24 protein-coding genes and 1 pseudogene are annotated in these 17,441 nt (G+C 57.4%); 7 read left to right on the top strand and 18 right to left on the bottom strand.

The window, feature by feature from the left end:
• Together IVA74_RS02415 and IVA74_RS02420 are read left to right on the top strand one after the other, a co-directional pair.
• Positions 1 to 447, top strand: a 447-nt coding sequence (locus IVA74_RS02415) for an IS3 family transposase (protein WP_247339505.1), incomplete at its 5' end; no start/stop codon positions are given.
• A gap of 424 nt (positions 448 to 871) precedes the next feature.
• A complete protein-coding gene (locus IVA74_RS02420; RefSeq protein ID WP_247339509.1) occupies positions 872 to 1,132 on the top strand; it encodes a DUF3551 domain-containing protein in 261 nt (86 codons plus the stop codon).
• 750 nt (positions 1,133 to 1,882) lie between these two features.
• Here IVA74_RS02420 and IVA74_RS02425 read toward each other — a convergent pair.
• From IVA74_RS02425 to IVA74_RS02440, 4 genes are all read right to left on the bottom strand, one after another.
• Entirely contained in the window at positions 1,883 to 2,125 is a 243-nt protein-coding gene (locus IVA74_RS02425; protein WP_247339511.1) for a hypothetical protein, read from the bottom strand.
• Between the two features lie 60 nt (positions 2,126 to 2,185).
• Positions 2,186 to 3,139: a DUF72 domain-containing protein gene (locus tag IVA74_RS02430; protein WP_247339513.1), complete on the bottom strand. Its 954-nt coding sequence runs from the start codon at positions 3,137 to 3,139 to the stop codon at positions 2,186 to 2,188.
• Positions 3,140 to 3,334: 195 nt separating this feature from the next.
• The gene (locus IVA74_RS02435; RefSeq protein ID WP_247339514.1) at positions 3,335 to 3,592 is read right to left on the bottom strand and encodes a hypothetical protein; all 258 of its coding nucleotides are present in this window, start codon (positions 3,590 to 3,592) and stop codon (positions 3,335 to 3,337) included.
• Between the two features lie 57 nt (positions 3,593 to 3,649).
• Entirely contained in the window at positions 3,650 to 4,153 is a 504-nt protein-coding gene (locus IVA74_RS02440) for a ferritin-like domain-containing protein (RefSeq protein WP_247339516.1), read from the bottom strand.
• A gap of 1,328 nt (positions 4,154 to 5,481) precedes the next feature.
• Here IVA74_RS02440 and IVA74_RS02445 point away from each other — a divergent pair.
• Positions 5,482 to 5,973, top strand: coding sequence for an HAD domain-containing protein (locus IVA74_RS02445; protein ID WP_247339518.1), 492 nt, complete (start codon positions 5,482 to 5,484; stop codon positions 5,971 to 5,973).
• Positions 5,974 to 6,021: 48 nt separating this feature from the next.
• Here the strand turns inward: IVA74_RS02445 and IVA74_RS02450 are convergent, their stop codons facing one another.
• From IVA74_RS02450 to IVA74_RS02465, 4 genes are all read right to left on the bottom strand, one after another.
• The gene (locus IVA74_RS02450) at positions 6,022 to 6,252 is read right to left on the bottom strand and encodes a hypothetical protein (RefSeq protein ID WP_247339520.1); all 231 of its coding nucleotides are present in this window, start codon (positions 6,250 to 6,252) and stop codon (positions 6,022 to 6,024) included.
• A gap of 1,034 nt (positions 6,253 to 7,286) precedes the next feature.
• A complete protein-coding gene (locus IVA74_RS02455; RefSeq protein WP_247339522.1) occupies positions 7,287 to 7,511 on the bottom strand; it encodes a hypothetical protein in 225 nt (74 codons plus the stop codon).
• A gap of 2 nt (positions 7,512 to 7,513) precedes the next feature.
• A complete protein-coding gene (gene ligD / locus IVA74_RS02460; protein WP_247339526.1) occupies positions 7,514 to 8,434 on the bottom strand; it encodes a non-homologous end-joining DNA ligase in 921 nt (306 codons plus the stop codon).
• Positions 8,435 to 8,436: 2 nt separating this feature from the next.
• Complete coding sequence (locus IVA74_RS02465) at positions 8,437 to 8,658, bottom strand: hypothetical protein (RefSeq protein WP_247339528.1); 222 nt, start codon at positions 8,656 to 8,658, stop codon at positions 8,437 to 8,439.
• Between the two features lie 191 nt (positions 8,659 to 8,849).
• Here IVA74_RS02465 and IVA74_RS02470 point away from each other — a divergent pair, with 191 nt between their 5' ends.
• Entirely contained in the window at positions 8,850 to 9,083 is a 234-nt protein-coding gene (locus tag IVA74_RS02470; RefSeq protein ID WP_247339530.1) for a hypothetical protein, read from the top strand.
• Positions 9,084 to 9,515: 432 nt separating this feature from the next.
• On the opposite strand, the gene IVA74_RS02475 is transcribed toward IVA74_RS02470, so the two are convergent.
• From IVA74_RS02475 to IVA74_RS02505, 7 genes and pseudogenes are all read right to left on the bottom strand, one after another.
• The gene (locus tag IVA74_RS02475) at positions 9,516 to 9,743 is read right to left on the bottom strand and encodes a hypothetical protein (RefSeq protein ID WP_247339531.1); all 228 of its coding nucleotides are present in this window, start codon (positions 9,741 to 9,743) and stop codon (positions 9,516 to 9,518) included.
• 113 nt (positions 9,744 to 9,856) lie between these two features.
• The gene (locus IVA74_RS02480) at positions 9,857 to 10,585 is read right to left on the bottom strand and encodes an SOS response-associated peptidase family protein (RefSeq protein WP_247339532.1); all 729 of its coding nucleotides are present in this window, start codon (positions 10,583 to 10,585) and stop codon (positions 9,857 to 9,859) included.
• Between the two features lie 2 nt (positions 10,586 to 10,587).
• Positions 10,588 to 10,908: pseudogene (locus IVA74_RS02485) on the bottom strand (hypothetical protein); the annotation flags it as partial.
• A gap of 372 nt (positions 10,909 to 11,280) precedes the next feature.
• On the bottom strand, positions 11,281 to 11,490 hold the full coding sequence (locus IVA74_RS02490; RefSeq protein ID WP_247339534.1) for a hypothetical protein: 210 nt from the start codon (positions 11,488 to 11,490) through the stop codon (positions 11,281 to 11,283).
• Positions 11,491 to 11,652: 162 nt separating this feature from the next.
• A complete protein-coding gene (locus IVA74_RS02495; protein WP_247339535.1) occupies positions 11,653 to 12,045 on the bottom strand; it encodes a hypothetical protein in 393 nt (130 codons plus the stop codon).
• A gap of 79 nt (positions 12,046 to 12,124) precedes the next feature.
• The gene (locus tag IVA74_RS02500; RefSeq protein ID WP_247339537.1) at positions 12,125 to 12,313 is read right to left on the bottom strand and encodes a hypothetical protein; all 189 of its coding nucleotides are present in this window, start codon (positions 12,311 to 12,313) and stop codon (positions 12,125 to 12,127) included.
• A 5-nt stretch (positions 12,314 to 12,318) separates the two neighbouring features.
• Entirely contained in the window at positions 12,319 to 12,588 is a 270-nt protein-coding gene (locus tag IVA74_RS02505) for a hypothetical protein (protein ID WP_247339539.1), read from the bottom strand.
• Positions 12,589 to 12,906: 318 nt separating this feature from the next.
• Here IVA74_RS02505 and IVA74_RS02510 point away from each other — a divergent pair, with 318 nt between their 5' ends.
• On the top strand, positions 12,907 to 13,251 hold the full coding sequence (locus IVA74_RS02510) for a response regulator (RefSeq protein ID WP_247339541.1): 345 nt from the start codon (positions 12,907 to 12,909) through the stop codon (positions 13,249 to 13,251).
• Here IVA74_RS02510 and IVA74_RS41045 read toward each other — a convergent pair.
• Both IVA74_RS41045 and IVA74_RS02520 read right to left on the bottom strand, forming a co-directional pair.
• Positions 13,248 to 13,502: a response regulator gene (locus IVA74_RS41045; RefSeq protein WP_276577005.1), complete on the bottom strand. Its 255-nt coding sequence runs from the start codon at positions 13,500 to 13,502 to the stop codon at positions 13,248 to 13,250. The two genes, IVA74_RS02510 and IVA74_RS41045, sit on opposite strands and share 4 nt — an antisense overlap.
• Before the next feature lie 392 nt (positions 13,503 to 13,894).
• Positions 13,895 to 14,077 carry a hypothetical protein gene (locus tag IVA74_RS02520; protein ID WP_247339542.1) on the bottom strand — a complete coding sequence of 61 codons (183 nt, stop codon included), beginning with the start codon at positions 14,075 to 14,077 and terminating at the stop codon, positions 13,895 to 13,897.
• 496 nt (positions 14,078 to 14,573) lie between these two features.
• Between IVA74_RS02520 and IVA74_RS02525 the strand changes: the two genes are divergently transcribed.
• Positions 14,574 to 14,882, top strand: a complete 309-nt coding sequence (locus IVA74_RS02525) for a hypothetical protein (RefSeq protein WP_247339544.1) — start codon at positions 14,574 to 14,576, stop codon at positions 14,880 to 14,882.
• Between the two features lie 401 nt (positions 14,883 to 15,283).
• Positions 15,284 to 15,583 carry a J domain-containing protein gene (locus IVA74_RS02530; RefSeq protein WP_247339546.1) on the top strand — a complete coding sequence of 100 codons (300 nt, stop codon included), beginning with the start codon at positions 15,284 to 15,286 and terminating at the stop codon, positions 15,581 to 15,583.
• Positions 15,584 to 15,757: 174 nt separating this feature from the next.
• Here IVA74_RS02530 and IVA74_RS02535 read toward each other — a convergent pair whose 3' ends face one another.
• On the bottom strand, positions 15,758 to 17,194 hold the full coding sequence (locus tag IVA74_RS02535; protein ID WP_247339811.1) for a DUF1254 domain-containing protein: 1,437 nt from the start codon (positions 17,192 to 17,194) through the stop codon (positions 15,758 to 15,760).
• Positions 17,195 to 17,441 lie beyond the last annotated feature (247 nt).

The following is a 17,441-nucleotide window of genomic DNA, read 5'->3' on the forward strand; positions in this document are numbered from 1 at the left end:
GCGGAGGGTTGGCTCTATGTGGCCGCAGTCGTTGATCTGTTCTCGCGGCGGGTGGTCGGCTGGTCAATGAGTACAGCAATGACGGCACAGCTCGTCACCGATGCCCTGGTGATGGCGATCTGGCGACGAGGCAAGCCGGACGCGCTGTTGCATCATTCCGATCGCGGCAGCCAATACACCAGCGAACAGTTCCAGAGGCTGATGGCCGATCACGGCGTGGTCTGCTCGATGAGCCGGTCAGGCAATGTCTGGGACAACGCTGCAATGGAGAGCTTCTTCTCGTCCTTGAAGACCGAGCGAACAGCGCGCAAAGTGTACCGGTCACGCAACGAGGCCAAGGCCGACGTGTTCGACTACATCGAGCGCTTCTACAATCCGAAGCGAAGGCATTCGACGATCGGATATCTGAGCCCTATGGAGTTCGAACGGAAGGTTGGATTAGCTTAAGCCGGTGTCAACAGAACCGGGTGCAGCTCAATAATCAACTTCTTCATTTGAAACTCCTGTTTAGAATGTACGGTCCAACGGCAGCGCGGAAGCCCCGTTCCAGAAACAGATCAGCAATCGAGAAAGTTATTCTTCCGAGGTTGCTGAAACTTTGGCCGACCTTGTTCGTAGCTGCCGAATCCTTTTAGTGGGTCATCCTTGGTCCGCCCGGACGCAATCCCCGGCCGGCCACGCGATCCGGCCTACATTCGCTGGACATAAGATCAGGAGTGCGTCTCACTTGGCATTGTTATGCAGCTTGGCCGGAGACGTTCGGCTTTCCAACCATGGACGCGATTTAATCCTCGGCCGTGAAAGCATCGGCGTGTTCGAACGTATCTTAAAAAGACGTGTCGCGTGACGCGGCATGCATTGGAGCATTCACATGTCGTGGCGTTTATCCGTTCCTGTCCTCGCGGCTCTCTCCGTCATCTCTTTTGCCGGAATTTCTCCAGCGTTAGCTACGCCGGTGCAAGACAGCTATTGTCTGCAGGGTCGCCAGTCGGGCTATCCCGGTAACTGTTCGTTTTCAAGCTTTGCGCAGTGCAAAGCCACGGCTAGTGGCACCAATGAGGATTGCGGTATCAACCCGATGAAGGCCTCAACGCAGCGCCGCTCTGCCATCCCATATCACGGTGCCTGGTAGCCGAAGGAGGGTGGTGGTCGCCGCCTTCCGCCGATTGAGAAATGCAAATCAACCGGGAGCCCGGATCGGTCAGCTAAAACGCGCTGAGCCGAGCTACGACGTGCTTGTGCAGGCTGTCCGCTGCGTGCAATCCAAGAGAGAGCCGAAGGTAGTAAGATATTCTTCTAGATGCTGGATTGAGCGGCTTACCTACTGCATCGGTCCCTCTGGCAACCACTCTTGACCGGGACATTCGTGCCCGGAACGCTGCACCTCTAGCGCTAGCAGACGTAGGGAAAATGATGTGTCCGAAAGCTGAGTTAAGAGTAGGGCTGAGCAATGCCGGCGGCTGGCTGCACAGGCGGACAACGTTGGCGACAAACAGGCTTGGCTCCGTCTCGCAGCCGAATAGAACATGCTCGCCGAAGACTCAGATCAGAAACGAGGTATCTTTGACAGATACGATTAGAACTTCCGAACAGGCTGTTGCATCTCACCACCCCTAACGCTGATTGAGGAAAAGGTTGCCGGTTGAGCGGGCATTGGGAACCGAGTAGCGCTCCGGCTATTCGTCGCGGCGTAAGAGACGGGTCGGGTCACTTGGTATTTGGTACAGGCTCCGCCGCGAGCTAGTTGAGAAATCATCAATCGAAGGTCCGCGTTCCAAGCGTTGAACGCGTTCTTTTGAGAACCCAAGGACAGATGGGTTTGGTCTCCCATACTGTCATGAGCCCGAGGGCCGGGGAGAGAAGTAAGACCCCACCCGGTTTGTTACCTCGCCGATAATCTCTCAATATTCGCGGCAACCACTTTGCGGTATTGATCAAGGACGTGACTGCAATCGCCGCTGCGGACGAAAATGGTTCCGGCCTCTGCCGCAGCATCGAGCTTCTCCGTCACCATAAGAAACATTTCATCGGAGGTGCCATTACCGGCCGCAAGCTGACGAAGCCGCATATCTATCACCTGGAGAGCATCGACCATGAGTATTAGAGCTGAATGCCAGAAGAACATGTGAACTCCCGCTTGAGTACCTGCACGACCGAGGCGTTCACGGATCGCGGAACGCGCAGGTTAAGCGTCCTTGGCCGCCGCGGTTCCAAAGGTGGGATGCGCGGTCTGCCGCTTGGGGCGGGAAGGAGAGAGCATGCGGTGCAGCGTTCTTGCGTTTTGCGGCGCATGGGCGTCGTAGTCGTTGTTGAAATAAATCCACGCTCTCTTTGCGGCGCTCGATTTGATCCTGCTGGCCCACTTCAAAAGCTCCTCGTCTGAGTAATTGTGCTGGTACCAGCGCTCAGGCCCGTGCAGGCGGACATAGACCTCGTCAGCCGTCCGGACGAGCTCGTCAGGGAGACGCGGACCGCTGCATGAGCAGAAGATGATCCCGGCCTTGCGGAAGGCACCGTAGACATCTTCGTTCCACCAGCTCTTGTGTCGGAACTCAACCGCATTGCGGCGGGCCGGATCGAGCTGGCTGACGATCGAATTCAAACGCGCTTTGGTATAGCGGAAGCTCGGCGGCAGCTGGAAAAGAAAGCAGCCCATTCGCTCGCCAAGAATATCAGCGATGATGCCGAAATCCCGGATCAGTGTTTTTGTACCTTTGAACTTTTTGACGTGTGTGATGAACTCGCAGACCTTTACCGTGTAGACAATATCCTGGCCGCCCGCCTGACGCCGCCACGCCTGAACATTCGCGACGGTCGGCCACGAATAAAAGGAAGCATTTATCTCAACTGTGTCGAAGGCAGATGCGTAGTGCTCGAACCAGTCTGGCTGTGGCACTTCCGCATAAAATGAGTCCCGCCATTTCCAGTAGCGCCAGCCGGAACACCCTACGAAGACGGTTTTCTTCAAAGACGGCGCCGACTTCAGTCCCTCGCTCTCCATTTTGAGCCGGCTTTGGTGCATCTTCGCTGCGCGAGCGATATTGTTTTCGCGCTGTTTCTCGCGCCGAACTTGACGACGCTCGCGTCTTTCCTCGGGCGTCAATTCTTTGATCACGGGAGCTGCAGCCGGACGCGGCATTGCTCAGTCTTTCTCCTTGGCTTCCACGCGGCGCTGCACGGCTTCGAGATCCTCGCGAGAGCTCGGCCCTTTCCTCCTGCTCCATTTCTGCGTCGAGTACCGCAGAACGATCGGCGCTTGACGGAAGCACGGGAACCGCCGCTTGCCCGCTGCGACCGCCGCTGCAAAACAAGCTGACGTTAAAAGGGCGCAGGTTTAGATCGCGCAGGCTTCCTTGCCGGCGCGCGGCAGCCAACGCCACACGCCCAGAAGGTTGATCAGGAGAAGCACGACGTTCTGGACAACAAGCGAGGTTTTGCCTTCAAGCACGCCGTCCGCACTCCAGGCAATCGAAGCCACAATAAAGATGGCGAAGCCGCCCACGGTGATCCGCGCGTTCAAATTAGCCGCGACCATTGTGGCCGCAATTATCGTGATGGCCGCAGCCGCCGCTCTGAGAATTTCGGGGTCCATCTTTTCCTGCTGAAATGGCTAGCCGCCCGCATGCAGGCGGCCTCGCTTGTTAACGGCTCATGCTGCTTTCTGATTCACGCTGCGCAGTGCCATAGTGTTAAGCTTTTGATCCGTCGCTTTCTCCTCGTCGAGGTTCTGCTGCAGGACCGAGGCGCAATCGTCGCGGCTCAGCATTTTGGCCCAGGCGATCAGAGTGCCGTACCGCGTAATTTCATAGTGTTCGACGGCCTGGGCCGCTGCGATCAGGGCTGCATCGAGAACTTGTTTGTCGTCGATGTCGCCTGCGACTTCCCTCGCTTCCTTCAGGATGCCGTCGATAGCAGGGCAATCGACCCCCTTGGCCTCGACGCCGTGCATCTCGAACACCTTTTCCAGCCGCGTGATCTGGCCCTTGGTCTCGGAGAGATGCGTCTGAAAACCGTTCTTAAGGCCTGGATCGGTCGCCTTCTCGATCATGTCGGGCAGGTTCTTCGCGATCTGCTGCTCTGCGTAATAGATATCCTGCAGCATATGCACGAAGAGGTCGTTGAGTGTTTTGATGTCTTTAGTAAAAAAGCCCACGGCATCCTCCGGAGTGGTTTCCGGACAGGAAACACGCTGGGCTATTCAGGGGTTCCTCCGGAAGCCTACATGGACGCGACAAAAGCCGGTGGATGTCTCTCGAGGTCCAGTGCTGGTAATAGTGCGTCCACGTGCTCGGGCCCCGGCTCTTTGGGTGCCGCGGTCGCGATTGAAGACAATATTCGGAAGCTCACGCGGCAGCTGACGGCGTCTTCCATTGGCGTCACGGAGATTCGCGATCTTCTGCGACGCCGTTCGAGCGAAGCCGGCATCGTCACTTCCAGATTTTTCAGGACCATGGATTGGGATCGCTGCTGGATTGTCGTGGTCGGTCACCACAGCGAACTGTTTCTCGTCGGCCGGATAGAACGCCCAAGGCGGGTGCGTTCCCTCTCTGGGAACCAATGCCCCCTGACCCCTATTGGTTGAGGTATACCCAAGGATATTTCATGCCAGAATTTGAGAACGGAAGAACCGTGGAGACTCCGACCGAGGCTCGGCAGGCTGAGCCTGGTCCGAGTGCGCTTTTGCTGCTCGGCATAAGCACGGTGCTCGCGATGGTTACCCTGGGCGGGGTTTGGATGGTCTTCTTCAAGACCTGACATCGCTGTGTAGGCTTCGGATCGCAAGGCGCGATCGCGATTGCTGCCCTGAAAGAGGCGGCGTTCGCCGCACATTCGATGCGCGCCGGCTTCATCACCTCGTCGCTTCGCAATCGCGTTGATCCGTTGTTGGTCCAGCGGAGGTACTGCGGCTATCCGCCAGCATCAGGCGTCGCTGCAGCCTCGGCGCAGGCGGGAGGGTCTCGAGGAGGCGCTGGTGGTGCAGGCGGGGAAGCGGGCGGATCAGGCGGCGCCGGTAGCGGCGGTGGTGCGGGAGCGGGCGGTGGCCGCAATTCTCCAGCAGCGGCCAGCGGACAAGGCGAATCAAACAGCCCAAGCTCCGCAAATCCGGGGGCGACGATGAATGCCCCGAAGATGAAGGGCAAATAGAGCGAGCAGAAAGACCCGCCAGACAATGAGTGGCGGGTCTTTCACGTTAGATTTGAGGGCAAGGTTCGGGACTGCCGAACCGATCGCACTGTTCGGCGTTTCGCGAGCGGGCCGCTCTTTTTACCAGCCAGGCCTTTCACGTTGGTTGGATCCTGCTGCTGACCGTCGTGTCCCTGTCCAGGAGGTGGTCCGCTCTTGCGTCCGGGCGTTCTGGAATGCCACCTACCCCATCAGATCGAGCGGCTTACACCTCCTAAGACAATCCGATGCCACTTGCGGCTGATAGAGGACGTGTCTCCCAGAGGAACGACCGGCCACCGCTGTCATTACACTGTCATGAAAGTCATTTTTTTGGACATCGATGGTGTACTGAACAGCGATGTGACGCCTAATCCCCGCAAATTTCCATACATCGTGGACGGCCAACTGCTAGCCCGCTTTCAAGAGCTTGTCACCAAAACCGGCGCTAACGTGGTTCTGTCGTCGACGTGGAGAGTGGATCCTGTCGGTCTCCTTGCTGCGAAGTTCTACAAGGTGCCTTTCCACGATATGTGCCCGGATATGCCGGGTGCTCCCCGCTGCGAAGAGGTGCAAACATGGCTTCGGGAGCACCAGGAGGTCACTCGGTACGTTGTCCTCGATGACGACAACGATTGCCTCGATGAGCTACCGCTCTTCCAGCCAAGCTCCAGAACTGGCCTGACGGCGGCAATCGCAAGCGGAATTGAAGACTTCCTAGCCGGACGTAGCGACAAAGACATGTGCGCGAACGCTCTGGTCAGGCTGGGCCAAAACATTCATTCTCTGTTTGGGCGAGATAAGCGCTGATCGTTAGTTTCAGCTTCTCGACAACGCGCGAAGCCTTTCACCCAATGCCTATGAGGGCTTCTCGGCGTTAATGTGCAGCACGAACAGGATGTTCTCCAACTCGTCCGTAACCTCCATGCGCCACTCTCGATCAGGTGTGAGCCTGCCGTCCAACCCCTGGAGGATCTGCCCCGCCGTCACGGTGGCTTCTTTCCAGGCGGCGTGCTTATCGGGCAGTTCCTCGCCCTCGGTATCGGGCTGGTGGCGGTCATGCTTGATGTGAAAATAGTAGCGGGGCATGTACAACCTAAGCCCACTCCAGCCTGCAAGTTCCAGGCTCCAGCCCCACCGCGCAGCGCGATGCAGCAGTGTAGCAGAAGCGCTCTTTCTTGGAGAGCCACGAGTGCCCACCACGGCCCACCGGCGGGGTCGCGCGGGCCTCAGGGCTTACTCCTCAGCAAGTCGCCGCGCCCAGACGCTGCGCCGGGCTCATTAACGGGGATCACCGCGCCGCCGCCGTTTCGCTGTGCAGCCGATATAAGCTCGCTCCAGCGCTGGATGATTAAGAAGACGAACTCGCCGCAGCAAGGGCGGATCCCCGCCAACTGAGATGCGATGGAGCGGAAGTGCGCCCTGGGCGCCGTCGCGTCCCTTCTGACCACGATACTTGCCGAAGAAGTTGTTCGAAGGGCGCCCTTTTTGGAAAAAAGCGCCCTCGAGGCTAAGCAGGCTGCATATTTGCCGTGCGCAGGAAATCTCGGGTCGGACGCGAGTTGATGAGGCGGCGGGGGAAACAATGGAGGAAGCTCATGCGGAAATTGTCGGCTGCACTCGTCGTCTCCGCCTTGTCCTTAGGACCGGTCATGGCACAGCAAGCCACACCAAACCAGAACCTGCAGAACGAGGCGGATAAAGGCGTAAAAACTCATAACTCGGGCGCCTCTGGAAACGTTGGGAGCCAGGAGGCGCCCGGCGCCGCAGCGCACCCGCCTGGGCAACCTGGAGTCGGCGGCGCTGCAACCGCTACTAGCGCGCAAAACTCCGGCACCGGCATCAGTGGTGCACCCGGCGGTAAGAGCGGACCGCCCCCCGGTCAAGGCACCGTCGGCTCAGCGGGCGATTCTACTGTGCAACAGCAGGATCCGAGCGGCGTTAAAGGACTCCCGGGCAACAAGAGCGGTCCGCCTGCGAAACGTTGAACCAATCGCTTTAGCAACTCGGGGCTTGGTCGAGCAGTACCACCTAGCCCTGAGTGAAGGAGGGCTATGCGGCGCCGCATGCTGACGCAGAACGGGTATTTCGCGCGGTAAGTCCGTAATCACTTCCGATAACGTTCATTCTCGGAAGCTAGCTGAAATCTCGGATTGCGGCCTCGGGTGGACGCGGGAGTCAACCAAGACTTCCGTGATTGCGTCGCGAAGACTGTCAAGATCAAGGATGGCGATCAGCCGGTCGACCGTCGCTGGTGCATCTCGCTCGTGTGTGAGGTAGTCGGCGAATGCCATCATGGCGAGGTCGTAACTCTGTTCAATCTGCTCGGCCGGAGTCAGGCGGGCCATGGTCACAGATCCTCCCGCAGCCCTTTGAAGAAGGGATGCCGCACCTTGCCCACGGCCGACTTTGCGCGGTACTCGATCTCGACGAGCAGCTTTGGTTCGACCCAGATGCCCTTGTGCCCGATGCGCTCGGTGTAGGGTTGCGTCTTTCGCTTCAGAGGCTCCAGGCGGTTGCGAAGCTCGGCAGCGGACTTCTTGTCGAAGCCGTGGTCGACTTTGCCCGCATAGATCAATTCGTTCCCCTTGCGCCGAGCCAGGTACATTCCATCCCACTTGCCCTCATCCAGCGCGAAGCCGGCGATGGTCAGGGTTTCGCGTTGCGCGCAGGTCTTCTTGACCCAGTTGTTGCCGTGGCCGCTCGCATAAACACTGTCCCGCACTTTCGAGACCACACCCTCGATCCCGATCTTGCAGGCGTGCGCGAACATCTCGCGGCCGTCGATCTCGAAGCTTTCGCTAAATTGGACGTCGCTGCCGGCAATGATCTTCGTCAGCGCGGCCTTGCGCTGATCGAGGGGGAGCTTCCGCATATCCCGGCCATTGAGATAGAGCAGATCGAACGCAACCAGGACGATCTTGGTCGACGTCCCTTTGAGCTCGTTCTGCAACACCGAAAAATCCGTGGTGCCATCTGCGGCCGGTACCACGATTTCGCCATCGACGATCGCCGAGCTAGCCTTGATGTGCCAAGCATCTGCAGCGACCTTCTTGAAGCGATTGGTCCAGTCATGACCGCGCCTGGTGAAAACCTTCACCGTTTCGTTGGCGAGATGCACCTGGACGCGATAGCCGTCGAACTTAATCTCATGGACCCAGCGATCGCCGGAGGGCACGCGGTCGATCGACGTCGCCAAGGCTGGCTCGATGAATCCGGGAAGCGGCGCCTTTACGCCGTTTGCCTCCGGTTTCTTTCGCTGAAACGCCACGGCTAGACCAGGCGCAGGCTGAACTGCCGCAGGTCCTGGGCGGCGTAGCGGTCGACGAACTCCTGCAGGTGCGAGGGGACATCTGTGAGTTGCAGATTGAAGCGGTGCTGGATCTCGCGCGCGATGTCTTCGGATACGTCCTGATCGGGCGGCGGTACTCTCCAGCCATCAGATCCTGGATGACCGTCTCGAGATCCGAGGTCTCCATATCGGCTTCGCGCCAAGCGCGGCCGGCCCGCCCGAAATCATCGGCCACCAGGTACACGGTGGGCTCGTCATCAGGGACGATCGACGGCATCCAACGGGACTGACGCATACACAACTCCAACGCCACGGAACCGGGATTCAATTTGACGCGACCTGATTTCGTTCCCGAAGCTGGCAATGCCTTTAACTATCCGCATAGGAGGAACAATTGGCCGTCAACAAGCCCACCGGCGACAACGCGCGCAAAGGCGCCGTGAAAAAACGATCACAGACAAAGTCGACGCTCGGCGGTGCGTCCGCCTGGACCAAGCGCGACAAGAGCTCCGGCGAGTTCATGGCGGTCAAAAAACCGAAGAAAGGCAAGAAGGCCGCCAAGAAGTTCAAAGGCGTCCGGGTGGAGAAGAAGGCTGCGAAGAAGAAGGTCAAGAAAGCAAAGAGATAGCCGCAGATCCGCACTCCTCACCCTACTGGCCGGGATTGGCCGGGGCGCTATGGGAACTTTAGACGCGGCAAGCTATTGGACTAAGCTTTGCTTGCTAATAGAACCGCAAGCGCTCAACTCGGCCCCCGACTGTCCTAACAGCGGGGCCGTTTTTAATTTGCGATGTGACGTCACACTTTTCACGGCGAGCCGCGCTCGAGGCGGCGATTCAACATCCGCCCGCTATTGCGGTTTCCTGAGTCAATTTCGACTTCGGGTACTTCTAGCTCTCGCTGATTCCCAGTGGTGGTTTCCGGTGACAGAGAGTGCTGGTACCTCCGCCAAAGGTTGTTCTGCATCCGCTAAGGGGGACCTCTATGACAATCTCCGCCAGAAAGTGTCCTCTCTACGCAAAAATAGGCTGGCTCGAAGAGCGGGACATTCTTGTCCTCGTTAGGCGAAGGGAGGTACCTCCACCAAGGTGCCGATCAATCGCAACAGAGCTTGCTGCTCTGGCCCTTTCACATCACGCAAAAACTCCCCTAGCTCAATGTGAGATAGATGCCCGCCAGACGGAGCATTCGGCTGATGAATAATGAAGGCGTGGCCATTCATCGGTTCGCGTCCGATAAACCAAGTGTCGCCGTTCGGGCTTCGATAGAGTTCTCGCCTGTCAGACATAGCTTCCTCCATAAAGGTGGAGTGCAGGGACCGTTAACGGGACAAGTTGAGCAGGCCGCGTAATCAGTGTCCAATATGGCAAACGCGGGCGAGTTCCATAGCAACCACGAGGCTCAGCGTGTTTCATGCTGCGGCTGATCTTCCTTCATACCGCGAGCCACGATCTGGAGCGCGCCGTCCGGGAGCGAACGCTTTAGCGCCTGCGCTTCGTCCCAGGGTGCCCGCATCCAGATCTCGACCTGTTCCGGCGTCGTCAGGATCACTGGCATCGCCTTTGGGTGAACAGCGAATACCTCGGCGTTCGCCTCCGTCGTAAGAAAGGCATAGAGGTCGTTCGTTGTCTCGCCTTCCTTGACCTTCCGAACGGACGTCCAGTTGGCCCAGATGCCGGCGAAGCAAGCGAGGGGGCGGCTCTCGTCGATGGAAAACCAGATGTCGCCGCCCTTTGCCTTGTTGAACTCGCTGAACGAGTCGAACGGCACCACGCAACGGTTCTCGACGCCGAGCCAGCGGGCCCAGTGTTTGCTCTCCACGTTGCGGATGTTGGTCGTGCCGCCGTCCGGCTCCATCCGCAGCAGTTCCTTAAAGTCTACCGACTTGCCTTTGGATTCTAGTTTGTCAGCTCGCTTCTTCGTTGCGTCCATGATGGCCTTCTGCGACGACGGCATGCCCCACCGCGCCATGACGATCTCTCGTCTATTAGAAGCGTTGCGAACGATTGGCGCTGGATAGTCCGGAAAGATGCCGGGCATGCTCGGTAGGTTGCCGACTTTGCTATTGAGCGCTCCGAACAAGCGCCGAATCGCATCGACGTTTTTCGTCATCGAGTAAAGATTACACATCCTCAGGTATCCTGATCGATCTGACGAGGTCGCAGGCCCAGCTGCAATAGCGTCGCGCTAGGCCTGCGGCCTGTCTTGGCACACTTGCTGCAGCGGAGACGACTCGCAAGATCATGGACAAAGGTCGTCGGCGGGTGACGCAACTCGGCCAAGTCAACGTCTCGCTTTGTCTTACCGCGAGAGCATTCTATTTCGAGCCACTGGTAACCCCCGTTCACAGCTTGGTCGATCGACGGCAATGGGTCGATCGGACCGCCGTTGGCCCACATTCGCTCGTTCCGACTTTCGCAGAGGAGCTTGTCGGCCGTCTAGATCAGCGCCTTCACAGAGACGGCGGGTTTGGCCTGTGCACGAGCGTCATCGAGAAGGCCTGCCAGTATTCAGCCGTTCCAGGAAGCAAAAATGATATTGAGAGTGTGGCACTCGATCGGGCTTGCAGGCTCAATTTTTTTAAGCGTATCCGGCCCGCAATTTCGTGGCCGAAAAGATTGTCGAATGCGCTTCGCTTCACACCCAAACGCTGGGCGGGTTGACCGAGGCAGGCAGACGCGCTGTGGCAGAGCTTGCGGCTGAGGTCGCGGAGAACAATTGAGCTCTGAGATACTTATAGATGTCGGCTGTTTGGCTTGAATGAACATGACCCGCTAGGTCGCGGCAAGCTAGGCAACGGCGCAGTCTCTAAGGGAGAGGCGACCCTAACGAAGCGGCCTTTTCAATACGTCGGCATGATCCGTCTCAAGCGGTGGTACTTCGCCATCCAGCCATTCCTGCTCTTCGGCCAAAGCGCGCCACGCCTGTTCCATGCGCCGGTACCGCTTGTAAGCTGGACTATCCTTTGAGGGCTCTCCTTCTGCGAGCATGGCGCAGTTATCGGCGTTCTCTTTGTAAATCTCGGATGGCTTCATGAAAGAGGCTCCTTCGCCACGAAAAGTAGTCAAGCGCCGTAAAAGTTCGATATCCGGAAAACTCTGGAAGTTTGCCAAATTGGTAATAACTCAGAAAACAGCTCAGCGAATTGGCGCACAATGACTGGTAGTTAGCGGCGCCGGATCAAACTGAAAGCGCAACTAGCGCTTCGATTTCTTGCCCTTCTTCGCGGTCTTTTTTGGTGCAACCTTCTTTGCAGTTTTTGTTGGCGCGCGTTTAGCCGGTTTTTTGGGAGCGGCCTTCTTTGCGGCCTTCTTCGATTGCTCTGCAGTGTTCTGAGAACGGGACGTTCTCTTCTTCGCCATTGCCGCCGCCACTCTCTTGTTGGCTCTCATAGGGGCAGGTCCGCGCTTCTTCCGAGCGAACAGTGGAGCTGGCGTGGCCGCAGCGTCGGTCGCTTCCGGGATGCAGACCTGTTCGTTCGTAGTTGCTGCAACCGCCTCGGGATCTGGCTTGAGCGCTGCTGACGCAGTGTCCACGATTTCTGTAACCGTGTCTGAAATCCTATCGACTATTGATTTTTTCTTCGCCAAGTGAGCCTCCTGAGTGGATGAGAATAGCTGCCGCTACGTGGACACCAACGACCGTCCGTATGGATCGAATCGGCATCCGTCATATGGAGGCGTTCGGATCGGCCGGTTTCGGCGACGGAAGCCCGTATTCCGCTGCCCGTTTCGCCGCGAGCTTACGGTACGATTGTGCTTGGGCTATCAATTGATTCTTGAAATTTGAATCAGGTTTGGCCGCCGCCAAGGCTTCAAGCTGAACTGCCCGCTCAAGATATTCATTTAGCAGTTTCACGAACCCTACTTCCCCACGCCGCCCTCTCGTCGCGCCAGGCTGTTTTTGGCGGCCTTCAATAGACCGTCCAACTGCGCTGGCGGGGCACTGTTTGGCTTGGTCAACCAGTCGCTCATCTGGGCCGCCTGTTCTGCCTGATCCGCACGCTTCATCAGAAGCTCGCGTTCGGTACCGGGAGCAAGCCGCTCAGCCGCTTCCCTGAACTTCGCCGCCTGTTCCATAAGGCGATTCGTGAATGTCTGGGTATGCGTGACCCGACGGCGTCGCTCGCTCATGTCTCACCTCCCACCTTGCATAGGGATCTTGACACCACAACGGGGCGTGGGAACATAAGTTCCACTGCAGGAACAACAAACGGAAAGGCGATGTCGCTGAGATCGTGTCACGTCAAACCTAGAAGTCGTATTGGAAGAGGTTTGCAGTGAGCTTCCGAAGGGCGGCGACCACGACGCTCGGAAGATGGTGGCGGACCGGCTTCTGAAAGCTGCGGAAGCGGGACGGCATTCTCTTGGGGAGCATCGTCCCGTTGGCCCTCGGGCATTGGCAGAAGCGGCGAAGTAGTTGGCGTCTGAATAGCCGACAAGGGTAGGTATATGGCGTCAGTCCTCTTAGTTGAAGACGAGTCGCTTATCCGCGTGATGGTGGCGGATATGCTGGCGGAGCTAGGTCACACAGTGGCCGGGGAAGCGGGCGATGTGGCACACGGCCTCATGCTTGCTTCGGCACCGGGCGTGGAAGCCGCCATTTTGGACGTAAACCTTGGCAAGGAAAGTTCTGAACCAATCGCAGAGGCGCTGCAAAGCGGAGGCATTCCGTTTGCATTTGCTACCGAGTATAACGCGGATGGGATACCGACCGCCTTCAAAGGCCATCCATTCTTGCGCAAGCCATTTCTAATCGAAGAGCTTGAAAGCTGCTTGGGGACTCTTCTGCGCTAACAAACGCCGGTTGTTTGTTGCATCACGCGGGCTAATTCTTCTTCAGAAAACGGCTTACGGAGCATGGGGAAGCCGTCACGTCTGCGCTCACGGCCCGATAGTTGCAAGACCTTCAGCTTTGGCCGAACACGCGTGGCACGCTCAGCCAATTCGTACCCATCCATGCCCGGCATATTGATATCCGTGATCAGGATCGAAACATCTTCGTTCTTTGTCAGCGTATCCAGACTTCCGGGCCGCTGTGTGCGCATACTACCTCGCAACCAAGGTCTTCAAGCATGCACGCGAGCACGTCGAGCACGGCTTCATCATCATCGACAACTAGAACTGTATGCCTCATGGAGAGCACCTTCGCAGAATAAACATGCGCGAATGGCTGAGGTTCCCCGGCGAATGCCGGAGGGATTGTGTGCACTTTTAACCCAAGCTAATGCAGCGGCTCCAGGAGTGAATGTTGGGGCATGACCTCTGCCCAGTACCGCGCAATTGAAGCTCTTTGCCTACACCAAGCGGCGCTGTCATCAACCCCCGGTGCGCGAGACGAATTGCTGCGAATGGCGCAAGAGTATGCAAGCTTTGCCGCTGCGCTAGAGTGCCGGCAGGAATAGACCCTTAAGCGTCGGCGCGAGGGTCTAGGCTCTGGTCAGTTTTGTTCGTCCGAAACATCGGCGAATCGGCCCGACTTGCCGAGCGCCTGTTCACTCTCCGCTAGGGTTCGGTAGCTCCGTTCCATCGCTTCCAGGTAGTGGCGGCTGAATGCATCCTTGGCGGTTTCCAGCGCCACCCGATATCGTTCCGCTAGTTCAAGGTATTTGTCTGCTTTCATGCCTTTCCATCTTGCTCCGTGGTTCCGTCTTTCGCGTTGCGATCCATAAAACTCCCCACGTCGTTTGACGCTTGGCAAGTCACCTTGATGCATGTCGAGAGTTACGGTCCGGCACCATCACGGTTTCAGGCGGAAGAGGTCGCTTCCATCCTTTCCGGTCCACCTCCCTACGATCATATTGGTCGAAGAAAGCCATTTCCCACCTGTTAGGAACCTGTCTGGCGCCGCACGATTGAATCGCGTTTAGGAAACAGATGCCGGAATTTGCCTGGATGCCATTCGAGCGGCCCGCGTAGAACTAAGCCGGCAATCGGTTCGGGTCACGGGACGCGGTGAAGGTGCTGGACCGAATCATCGACTTGCTCGACAGCGATGAAGTTGATGCAGCGTTGTCCCGCATCGACGAACGAAGTCACTTCAGGAGTCATGGATTAGAGGCAGCGCCGTGAGCCATTCAGTTTGGTAATATGTCAGCGTCGAGAACGATTGCGTAAAGGTGTTCGCTTCCTGCGATTCTGCCGTCGAATGGCTTAGGAAGAACGATCCTGAAGCCACCGCAGTTGAATACCCGATTGAAGAAGAGCACGTGCCCTCAATTGTACCCAAGCGATCAGATATTCAGACCTTGATATCTGCCTTCTTGGAAGCGCGTTCGGTGTTGAGCAACTATCTGGTGCCCGGCGTCCCGCGCAATGCAGAGTTCACAGTGGAAAAGCTGATGGACGCGCTCACGAATGACGACGTCTTGGCTGCAATCAGCCGGATCGAAGGACGACAGCGCTTCGGTGTAGTTGAGGTTGAGTGAAGCACGCACGGCTTCGAGACGCCAACGTCAGCACGCTCGATCCGCCGGATCTCACTCTCGCAAGCTGGCCCTACGCAGCGCTTCATAATAATGATCTCTATCTTCTTGTCTCTTAAGATAGTTGACAGAACCCCTCGAGATACGTTCATCGCCAATCAATGCGGGCAGTGTTGCAATAGGCGAGGAAGAGCATTTCGTCTTGGGTTCATCGCGGCCCTATCGGGCTTCGCTGCTTCCGCTGCTTGCCTCCACATGTACGTCCACGGTCGCGTTGGCTGATCTACTTGTCTGGAATGTTTACCCGCGGCTTATTGGTCGACAAATCGAAATAGCGACCGTTTTTGGATGGGCGCTCGGTTTGGCGACGCTCGTCGCTGTTCGCCGACGCAACCGATTCATAGATGAGCATGAAAGCGACACTCCTGAAGTTTTACGCCGGTGATGCAGACGAGGCGATTGACCAATGTTCAAGCGATCACGACCAGGCCGAGAACGCGGTCGACGATCCCTATGCGATCTTGAACGTCTCCCCCGAAGCGACGATGGCGGAGATCAAAGCGGCGTACAGGCTTGCAATCGTCAAGTGTCATCCCGACACGGTCGCTGACCGGAGCATTACAATTCGTGAGGCTGCTGAAGCAGAGGCCCAACGCCTCAACGTAGCCTACGACACCATTCGGAACGAGAAGGGCTGCCGATAGGGATTCTGGAGACGGATTGCGCCTGCATTCCCGATTTCTGGTCCGCATATGGAATCAAAGCGGACCTTTCGTGGCTGGAGGCTCAAAGCCGGCTTGTGACCCAATGCAGACTAGGATGGCTCGCTGGCCCTCTCGGTCGCGGTAGTCGCAAACCCGAGAGGGGCCTTTGACGATCTATTGAGCGGCCAGGGTCGGAATGCCTTGAGCTTTCGTGACCGGCGGAGGATTCCACTTGCCGGTGAGCGCCTCCGACTTTGGCGCGTACATGCGCAGCAACAAATTGAATGGTGTTTTGGGCGCAGGCAGCCAATTGGCCTCCTGATCCTTCCCGGGGCTTTCGTTTTGGACGTATAGGTCGAGCGAGCCGTCTCCGTTGTACTTGAATGGCATCCAGCTGCTGACGGCGAAACGGTTTAACACGTTGCCGACCTGAAATCCTTCCTGATCATAAAGCGTGATCGACCAGAAGGCATTGACCGGTGGCGCTGCACCCTTCTCAAAAGTGATCGTGTATTTGTTTGCGCCATCGAGCGGCTTTCCTGTTTCATCGCCGAGGTTGAGTGGATAGATAGCATCCTCGACCAAGTTCGCGCCAAGCCCTTGCTGCGCGAGAATAGCCCGCTTCAAGTAATAATTGCCGTATACGCCAACCGTGTCGGTGTTCATCACCCAGCCGTTCGCCACACGAGCCAATGTTGGCAGCTTCCATGCCATCAGCTTCTGAGCATCGCGGGGCGCGCTTTCAACCGCCTTTTGTACGGCCGGATCGAGTTTGCTCATCTCGAAGCTCTTGCCTACTTCGATCCCGATCTTTTTCATTTGAGCGAAAATAGGCTCATCGGTAATGTGGGGCGGCTGTAGCTTAAGCACCTCTGCGGCGTAGGCGAAGTATTTCCCGGCTGCCATGGTATCAACCTGGGTCTTTGGTGGCGTCTTCATATCGATGCTTGGATCGATTTTGACCTCGACAGGCTTTGGCGGTTTGCCAAACTCGGAAAGAAGCGTGACTTTATAGCCCGCCTGTATCTTGTGAACCGCATCGTAATCTGGCGGACCGTCCGTCTTGGTACGGCCAATGAGCCAGACATACGGGGTGGGCGCGTCAATTCGCTGAGTTTCCTTCGGAAGCTTAAACTCGTCGATAAACCTGTCCCGCAAATCTGGTCTCCAACCCTGGGGCGCTATTAGGAAAGTGCCGGCCTTGGTGCCTGTGGTTCGCCATCCGGGCGAAGCGAACACATCGGTCCACATGTCCAACATAGGCAAAAGGTAGTAACGGCGATCGGTATCAGGAGCAGAGATGACCACAGGCTCTTTCGTTATATCCAGCCAAGCGATGGAATATAGGGTGTCAAAGTTGGAGCGGACAACGCCCTTGAAATCGGCAGGCGGATATTGCGGAACATTGGTGAAGGTGTTCATCGGGCCTTTTCCAAATTCCTTGCCCGGCTCGACATTTGTGAAGGTCTTACGAGAAATATCCATCGACAACAGCGGATACAAATAGATATAGGCGTCCACGGCGATGGCGTGCGCGTCGTCTGCGGTGATGGCACTCTGGGCCTGTGCGATGTGCGGAAGGATAGGCCCCGTGAGGAGGCCGATCACCAAGGCAACAGTGACTTTATTCAAACTAGCCTCCAACTGGATTGAGTGCTGTTTTAGGAGCTGTTCGTTGTACCGATCCGGCCTGCCCGGTCCTATGCAGTTTCGGCAGCGAACGCTGATATCCCTGCACTGCTATTGCGGTGAAGGGCGACTCTTTGCCCTTAACTGACCTGCCGCCCGCAGCTGGTCGAAGACCGCTTCTGGCCCATCCACGATTGGCAGCACGTCTCATTGAGGTCCGTTCCATCGG

The organism is Bradyrhizobium sp. 132, from assembly GCF_023074185.1.
In the GTDB taxonomy this organism is placed as follows: domain Bacteria; phylum Pseudomonadota; class Alphaproteobacteria; order Rhizobiales; family Xanthobacteraceae; genus Bradyrhizobium.

What these genes read in the sequence shown, in the direction of transcription:
- IVA74_RS02520 (WP_247339542.1), bottom strand. Translation starts at nt 14,077, where the DNA reads ATGAAAGCAGACAAATACCTTGAACTAGCGGAACGATATCGGGTGGCG.
- IVA74_RS02510 (WP_247339541.1), top strand. Translation starts at nt 12,907, where the DNA reads ATGGCGTCAGTCCTCTTAGTTGAAGACGAGTCGCTTATCCGCGTGATG.
- IVA74_RS02425 (WP_247339511.1), bottom strand. Translation starts at nt 2,125, where the DNA reads ATGTTCTTCTGGCATTCAGCTCTAATACTCATGGTCGATGCTCTCCAG.
- IVA74_RS02475 (WP_247339531.1), bottom strand. Translation starts at nt 9,743, where the DNA reads ATGTCTGACAGGCGAGAACTCTATCGAAGCCCGAACGGCGACACTTGG.
- IVA74_RS02490 (WP_247339534.1), bottom strand. Translation starts at nt 11,490, where the DNA reads ATGAAGCCATCCGAGATTTACAAAGAGAACGCCGATAACTGCGCCATG.
- IVA74_RS02435 (WP_247339514.1), bottom strand. Translation starts at nt 3,592, where the DNA reads ATGGACCCCGAAATTCTCAGAGCGGCGGCTGCGGCCATCACGATAATT.
- IVA74_RS02505 (WP_247339539.1), bottom strand. Translation starts at nt 12,588, where the DNA reads ATGAGCGAGCGACGCCGTCGGGTCACGCATACCCAGACATTCACGAAT.
- IVA74_RS02480 (WP_247339532.1), bottom strand. Translation starts at nt 10,585, where the DNA reads ATGTGTAATCTTTACTCGATGACGAAAAACGTCGATGCGATTCGGCGC.
- IVA74_RS02530 (WP_247339546.1), top strand. Translation starts at nt 15,284, where the DNA reads ATGAGCATGAAAGCGACACTCCTGAAGTTTTACGCCGGTGATGCAGAC.
- IVA74_RS02445 (WP_247339518.1), top strand. Translation starts at nt 5,482, where the DNA reads ATGAAAGTCATTTTTTTGGACATCGATGGTGTACTGAACAGCGATGTG.
- IVA74_RS02430 (WP_247339513.1), bottom strand. Translation starts at nt 3,139, where the DNA reads ATGCCGCGTCCGGCTGCAGCTCCCGTGATCAAAGAATTGACGCCCGAG.
- IVA74_RS41045 (WP_276577005.1), bottom strand. Translation starts at nt 13,502, where the DNA reads ATGCGCACACAGCGGCCCGGAAGTCTGGATACGCTGACAAAGAACGAA.
- IVA74_RS02450 (WP_247339520.1), bottom strand. Translation starts at nt 6,252, where the DNA reads ATGCCCCGCTACTATTTTCACATCAAGCATGACCGCCACCAGCCCGAT.
- IVA74_RS02420 (WP_247339509.1), top strand. Translation starts at nt 872, where the DNA reads ATGTCGTGGCGTTTATCCGTTCCTGTCCTCGCGGCTCTCTCCGTCATC.
- IVA74_RS02455 (WP_247339522.1), bottom strand. Translation starts at nt 7,511, where the DNA reads ATGGCCCGCCTGACTCCGGCCGAGCAGATTGAACAGAGTTACGACCTC.